Raw genomic sequence first — 6609 nt, 5'->3', positions numbered from 1 at the left:
GCCAATGGTACTAAGTCTTAAGGCTTGGGAGAGTAGGTCGCTGCAAGGTCTGCCAAAAACGGATAGTCTCATTACGAATGTCGAAACAACAAAAAGCCCTCAGCTCAAGCTGAGGGCTTTTTGCGTTCAAACCACACTGGCCACACCAACGGGGTGCCAATGCGGTGCTGGATGTTAACGGCAAGGGGGCATTAGCCCCCCCGAACCTGCGCCAGCCGCTTGATGGCGTAGTCGTCTTTCCAGCACACAGCAGCCTCCCAGGCAGCTGAGGCCTGTTGGGCAATGTCCCACGTAACTGGGTCGAGATCGGCAGCATTGTGGGGCAGTTCAAGGTCGAGATCGGGGACGTCGACATGGGATTCGTCCCAGTCGACGAGCGCGACCCGGTCCGTGGTCATCAGGATGTTGCGCGGGTTGGCGTCACCATGAATGACGGAGGTCTGGCGACCGGCCAAGCGTGCCCAGGCCGCCCGACATCGAACAACGGCATCAGGCGGCATGGCGGTGAGGTCGATGCGAGTTCCCCGGTCCGCTCGTAGCAGGTCGGTCGAGGATCGCCAGCCCGGACGCTGCGGCCAATCCCGTGTCAGCCGGTGTAGTTGATGCAGTGTCTCGGCCACGCGACGCCAGTCGACCTCCGTCTCGGGCGGTCCGCCCTCGAGAAATTGCATGACCACCAGGCCGTCGACGAACAGCCTGCCATCCAGTGTCGGAATGGGGAGCGGCACCGTCATGCCGTTTCGATCAAGGTGCTGGAGGAGCCCGGTTTCCCAGGCAAGATCTGCGTCGCTGCGCGTGCCAAGGCGGGCGACAGCAAGACGCCCACCGACTTGCACGCTCCAGACATCATTGGCAACGCCGCCGGTCAGTCGTTCCCGGCGGCTCGCGTCCGTGCCCCAGTGTTGAAGTGCGTCCCATCCCATTGCGTCACTCTTCAAGGCTTCGATTCAGTTGTGGGGAGATAGCCGGCTGAAAAGCTCAGGCCAGGGCCGCCGCGACTAGCGCCTTTGCGTGCAGGTCCGTCGTATCATAGGTCGGCAACGGGCTGACGCTGTCGTCGATCAGCATGCAGATTTCGGTGCAGCCCAGGATTACGGCCTGGGCGCCGTGCTGCTGCAGGCGGGCGATGGCGGCGATATAGGCGTCGCGGGAGCGCTCTGTGACCATACCGTGGCAGAGTTCCTCATAGATGATGGCGTTGAGGTTGGTGCGATCAACGTCGGGGATCAGCACGGTCAGGCCGCGCGCTTCGAGGCGTTTGCGATAAAAATCCATTTCCATGGTGAAGCGGGTGCCGAGCAGACCGATGCTGTCGAAGCCGTCGGCGAGCAGCGCATCGGCTGTCGGATCGGCAATATGGATGAAGGGAATATCGAGCCCCTGGGTGATCGTGTCAGCGACGACATGCATGGTGTTGGTGGCAAGTCCCAGCACCTGGGCCCCAGCCGCAGCCAGGCCGCGGGCGACCTGATGCAATTGTCGGCCGGCCCCGTCCCAGTCGCCGGCCGATTGCATGGCAGCGATCGGCGCAAAATCGACCGAATGGACGATCAGCGGCGCCGAATGCAGGCCGCCAAGCTGTCGGGCGGTTTCCTGATTGAGCACGCGATAATAGTGGGCGGTTGATTCCCAGCTCATGCCACCGATCAGGCCGATAGTTTTCATGGCTCAGGTGTGGGTAAAGCGCTGCGGGATATCGCCGAAAGCGGCAACGACCTTGTCGTAGGCGTCCCGCTTGAACGGCACGATGACCGCAGGCGTGCGGTGCAACTGCTCCCAGCGCCAGGCGTCGAATTCGGCTGGATGCTTGCCGCCGCCGGGGTGGAGCACATCGATCTCGCTGTCCTTGCCGGTAAAGGCAAAGGCGAACCAGCGCTGCCGCTGGCCGCGATATTTTCCCTTCAAGGCAATGCCGAGCATGTCGTCGGGCAGGTCGTAATAGATCCATTCGGGCGCTTCGGCGAGCAGGCTGACGGCGGTGATGCTGGTTTCCTCGTGCAGTTCGCGCAGCGCGGCTTTCAGCGGGTCCTCGCCCTTGTCGATGCCGCCCTGTGGCATTTGCCAGGGAGCGGCGACCTCGGAGGTATCGCTGCCATCATCGGCGGGCTTGCGGCGGCCGATAAACACATTGCCCTGGGAATTGAACACGGCGATGCCGACGCAATCGCGATAGGGAAGTGCCTGGCGGTCGATGGATTTTGACATGCCGATCTATCCTATTTCATCAGGGCACTGGCCGGGACCAGCACAAAGCCCTTGTTCTCAAGCTCACGTGACCATTCGGCGACAGTTTGCACGGAAATGGGCAGAGCACTGATAATGCCAATTGCATGGCCGTCCTGCGTTGCCTTGGCTTCGAGGGATTTGAGCGCCGCCTGGATCGGTTCGCGGGCAGGATTATCATCGAGAAACAGGTCGGCGCGGGCGAACGGCACCTTGTTGCCGGAGGCAAGCTGGGGGGCGATCGAGCGATTGGAGGAGCCATCGTCGAGATAGCCGAGGCCGCGCGCGCCCAGCTCTTCCATGATCGGGGAAAAATCGCTGCCTGAGGCGGTAAAGCGTGCGCCCATATGGTTCATCACGCCGACATAGCCGCCAAAACGCGCCATCAGCCAGAACAGCTTATCCAGATTGGAGCGGGCCGGATCGCCGGTCAGCAGGGTTTGCGGGCCCGGATCATTGGCCGGATAATCGAACGGCTCCAGCGGGATTTCCAGCAGGGTTTCATGGCCAGCGCCCTGGGCGGCGCTCACCGTGCTCTGCAAGGTCTTGCCATAGGGGGCAAAGGCCAGGGTAACGTCGGGCGGCAGTTGCTCGATGGCCGAGAGCGAGCCGCTTTCATTGATCCCCAGACCCGAAACGATAATGGCAATCTGCGGCTTGCCGGCCGACGCCGCGGCATTGAACGGCACGGCATAGGCATTGAACGGCTTCTCCCCGGCGGCGGAAATGCGCGGGATTGGACCATCTGCGGTTTCTTCGCTGAGATCGGGCAGAGCGCCCGTGGCGGTAAAGCCCACGCCGGTGCTCATTGGCGTCGTTGGCTTGCCCACCGGGGTCTGTTCCGGATCGGCGGTAATGGTGGCGGGCTTGTCGAGCGGGCGCGTCGCCAGAGTGTTGGCGATCTGATTGCCGTCGCGGGTGGAATTGACCGCCACTTCAGCGCTTGGACGGCCACCGTTGGGGTCCTCGACCAGCACCAGCCGGGCCACAAAGCCGCCGACCAGCAGCACGATGATGCCGAGCAGCACGCGTGCCAGCGGAAACTTGCCGCGCAGGGCATTCCGGACTGCGTCCTGACGCTGCCGCTTGCGGCCTGGCAGTGGCGCACTGAGATCGTCGGCCATCGGCGTTCACGACCTTTGCAATTGGCGAAACAATGCGGGGCAAGGCGGCGAATCGGCCACCTCGCCCCGTTGTCTATTCATAGCACGTTTGACCGTGCCGAAAGTCAGTCGCCCTTGGCCGGGTAGGCCGGGTTGGTTTCGCCGCCGTCGATCAGCTTGATCGCATATTGCAGCTGCTTGTCATCGACCTTGTCGGCCGGAACATAAACCGAGGAGCCAGTGGTGGTTTCTGTCTGGCCGGCGATCTTGATGTGGCCGGCAAGGCCAGCTTCCCCGACGATCTCGTCCTTGCCCTTGATATCGTCGGGGATATCCTGGGTAACGGTGATATCGGGCTGGATGCCGACGGCCTGGATCGAGCGATTGTTGGGCGTGTAATACCGCGCCGTGGTCAGGCGCATGGCGCCATTTTCGCCCAGCGAGATGATCGACTGGACCGACCCCTTGCCGAAGGAGCGGGTGCCCACCAGCGTCGCCCGCTTATGATCCTGCAAGGCGCCAGCGACGATTTCGGAGGCCGAGGCCGAGCCGCCATTGATCAGCACGACCAGGGGAACCGCTGCCAGCTTGGCATCAAGGTTGTCCGGCTGGGCGTCGTAGCGCGAGCTTTCCTGGGCGTTGCGGCCACGGGTCAAGACCACGGCGCCCTGCTTGAGGAAGGCGTCGGAAACATAGACCGCCTGATCGACCAGGCCACCGGGATTGTTGCGCAGATCGAGAATGATACCCTTGGGTGGCACATCCTTGCGCTGCTTGTAGATATCGGTGACGGCGTTCTGAATGCCGATAAAGGCCTGCTCGGAGAAACGCGACAGGCGCAGCACGGCGACGTCGCCTTCCATGCTCCAGCGCACCGCGCGCATGGCGATGACATCGCGGGTCAGTTCGACCTCGATGGGGTCCTTGGCGCCTTCGCGTGCAAGGGTCAACTTCACCTTGGTGCCCACAGCGCCGCGCATCTTGCCGACGGCGTCGTCGAGCAGCATGCCCTGCACGTCAGCACCATCGATCTTGACGATCAGGTCATTGGTCAGGATGCCGGCCTTGGCGGCGGGCGACCCGTCGATGGGCGAGACGACCTTGATCAGGCCCTCTTCCTGGGTCACCTCGATGCCGAGGCCGCCGAACTGGCCGGAGGTATCTTCGCGCATATCGTCATAATCGGCCGGCGGCAGATAGTTGGAATGCGGATCGAGCGAAGTCAGCATGCCCTGGATGGCGGCCCGGATCAGCTTCTGCTCATCGGGCGGATCGACATATTCGGCGCGGATGCGATCAAAGATTTCGCCGAACAGGTTGAGGTCGGCGTAGATTTCCTTGGCGTCGCGCGGCTTGGACTCGTCAGCGCCGACCACGGCCGCCGGAATGTTTTCCGGCGCGGGTGGCGCCGGTTCTTCCTGAGCGATCAGGATGGACGCCGGCAACAGCAAGGCCAAGCCGAGGGCAGCGGCGCGGATCTTCGTAAAGCGCATCAGGATTTATCCACTTTGTGTCGTGTTCGGGGGCGCCCACCATCCGGTCGGATCGATCGGCTCGTTATCTTTTCGCAGCTCAATATAAAGGGTCGGCTGGGAGTTGCCAGCACTGGTGGTGACGGTACGGCCAATTGTGCGTGAACCCATGGTGCCGATCGGCTCGCCCATCAGCACGAACTGGCCGATATTGACCGTCACGGTATCCAGGCCCGCCAGCAGCACAGTGTAGCTCTGGCCGCTATTGAGGATGACGATTTGGCCGTAATTGAGGTAGGGGCCTTTATAAAGCACCCAGCCATCTGCCGCGGCCACCACCTGCGCTTCGGCGCGGGTGACGATCGAGGTGCCGTGGGCGATGCCGCCAAAGCCGTCGCTGGCGCCATAGTCGAGCACGGTGACGCCATTGGTGGGTATCGACAGATAGCCCCTGGCGTTGTCGAACGGCACGGCGGGCTCGGTACGGGCGGTATTGGCCAGCGCCACCTTGATCGCTTCGGGCGTCATCGCCACGGCTTCGCTATTGGGCCTGGCCGTGCTTGAAGCGTCGACGGCGCTATTGACGCTGGTCATGCGCGCCCCAAGGCTGTCGATCAGGTCCTTGAGCGTGGTGGCGCGCTGCGCCAGGGCAATGGCTTCCTGCTCCTCTGCCTGCAGATCGGCAGTCATCACCTGCACGCCCTGCTTGCGGGCCAGGATCAGCGTGGCGATGCGGAGCTGCTCTTCTTCAAGCACGGACTTGTTGGCCTGCAGCGTTGCTTCTTCCTGCAGGGCTGCCGTCTTGATCTCGGTCAGGTGCTTGAGGTCGGCGGTGACGGCCTCGGCCTTGGCGCGCAATTGCGGGGCAATGGCGGCGATCAGGATGGCGCTGCGGGCCGAGCCGAGCGCGTCGGATGGATCCACGATCAGTGCGGGCGGCGGATTGAGCGAAATGCGTTGCAGTGCCGCCAGCACATTGGCGATCTGGCTATCGGCGCCATCGAGCCGCCCGCGCACTTCGAATTCCTGCACGATCAAGGCATCAAGCCGGTCTTCGACGTCACCGACCTCGATTTCGGCGAGCTTGACCCGCTGGGCGGCAGCAATCAGGGCAGCGTTCTGCCTGGTGCGATCGCCGTCCATATCGGCGATCTCTTTTTTGAGAGCGTCGGCGCGATCCTTGCTGATCGAGATGGATTTTTCGATGGTTTCGAGAGCGGCCTTGCTATCGGCCGCGGTTGTGGGTGCCGCGGGCATCGCAGGGGTGGTCGTTGCCGCAGGTGTTTCGGGCGTGGTGATGTCGGTTGCTGGTGCCGCTGGCTCAGCGGGGATCACAGGCTGCGCCGTTTCGTCGATCGCCGGGACTGTTGGGGCAGGCGTTGCAGCCCCGGTCTGGGCCAGCAAGGGACAGGCAAAGCCTAGCCCGAGCCCAAGGCCCGCTATCAGTGTTCCCAACCGCCAGCCGGGTCGCACCGACATCGCCACTCCAGTTTCGTGTTCGCCCACGCGAATCAATGGTTCGCACCATAGCAAGAGCCGGGCAAACCGGAGGTTAATAAGGCTTAACCATGATGTGGTCACGGCGATGCGCCGGCCGGCGATGGCCTCCGGGTTTGAATGGTGGACGGGTCCCGAGGCGCATGGCGTCTCTTGGGTAATTTAGTAGATGAAACACCGCGCGCCCCGGGACGCCGGGATTTATGGCGATGGCGCTCAGTGCCGGACTTTGCGCTGTCCAGGCTCATGGCCCATACGCCCAAGGAAGGCACGGTCCCTCCCTCTCCCGGCAGTCGTCTTGTCATTGGCCGTTG

The 6609-nt window shown here is 62.9% G+C and carries 6 protein-coding genes; all 6 read right to left on the bottom strand.

What is annotated here, in order from left to right; all coding sequences use genetic code 11:
- Window positions 1-191: 191 nt before the first annotated feature.
- Window positions 192-923 carry a phosphotransferase gene (locus tag ABIT12_RS07340; protein WP_348045685.1) on the bottom strand — a complete coding sequence of 244 codons (732 nt, stop codon included), beginning with the start codon at window positions 921-923 and terminating at the stop codon, window positions 192-194.
- Window positions 924-978: 55 nt separating this feature from the next.
- On the bottom strand, window positions 979-1665 hold the full coding sequence (locus tag ABIT12_RS07335) for an aspartate/glutamate racemase family protein (RefSeq protein WP_348045683.1): 687 nt from the start codon (window positions 1663-1665) through the stop codon (window positions 979-981).
- Window positions 1666-1668: 3 nt separating this feature from the next.
- The gene (locus ABIT12_RS07330; RefSeq protein ID WP_407065601.1) at window positions 1669-2211 is read right to left on the bottom strand and encodes an RNA pyrophosphohydrolase; all 543 of its coding nucleotides are present in this window, start codon (window positions 2209-2211) and stop codon (window positions 1669-1671) included.
- A 5-nt stretch (window positions 2212-2216) separates the two neighbouring features.
- Window positions 2217-3347, bottom strand: coding sequence for a divergent polysaccharide deacetylase family protein (locus tag ABIT12_RS07325; protein WP_348045679.1), 1131 nt, complete (start codon window positions 3345-3347; stop codon window positions 2217-2219).
- 104 nt (window positions 3348-3451) lie between these two features.
- The gene (locus ABIT12_RS07320; RefSeq protein ID WP_348045677.1) at window positions 3452-4819 is read right to left on the bottom strand and encodes a S41 family peptidase; all 1368 of its coding nucleotides are present in this window, start codon (window positions 4817-4819) and stop codon (window positions 3452-3454) included.
- Between the two features lie 6 nt (window positions 4820-4825).
- Window positions 4826-6277, bottom strand: coding sequence for a peptidoglycan DD-metalloendopeptidase family protein (locus tag ABIT12_RS07315; protein ID WP_348045675.1), 1452 nt, complete (start codon window positions 6275-6277; stop codon window positions 4826-4828).
- Window positions 6278-6609 lie beyond the last annotated feature (332 nt).

It is taken from the genome of Devosia sp., assembly GCF_039927955.1.
Taxonomy (GTDB): Bacteria; Pseudomonadota; Alphaproteobacteria; order Rhizobiales; family Devosiaceae; genus Devosia.
This window is presented reverse-complemented; position numbering and strand designations above follow the sequence as displayed.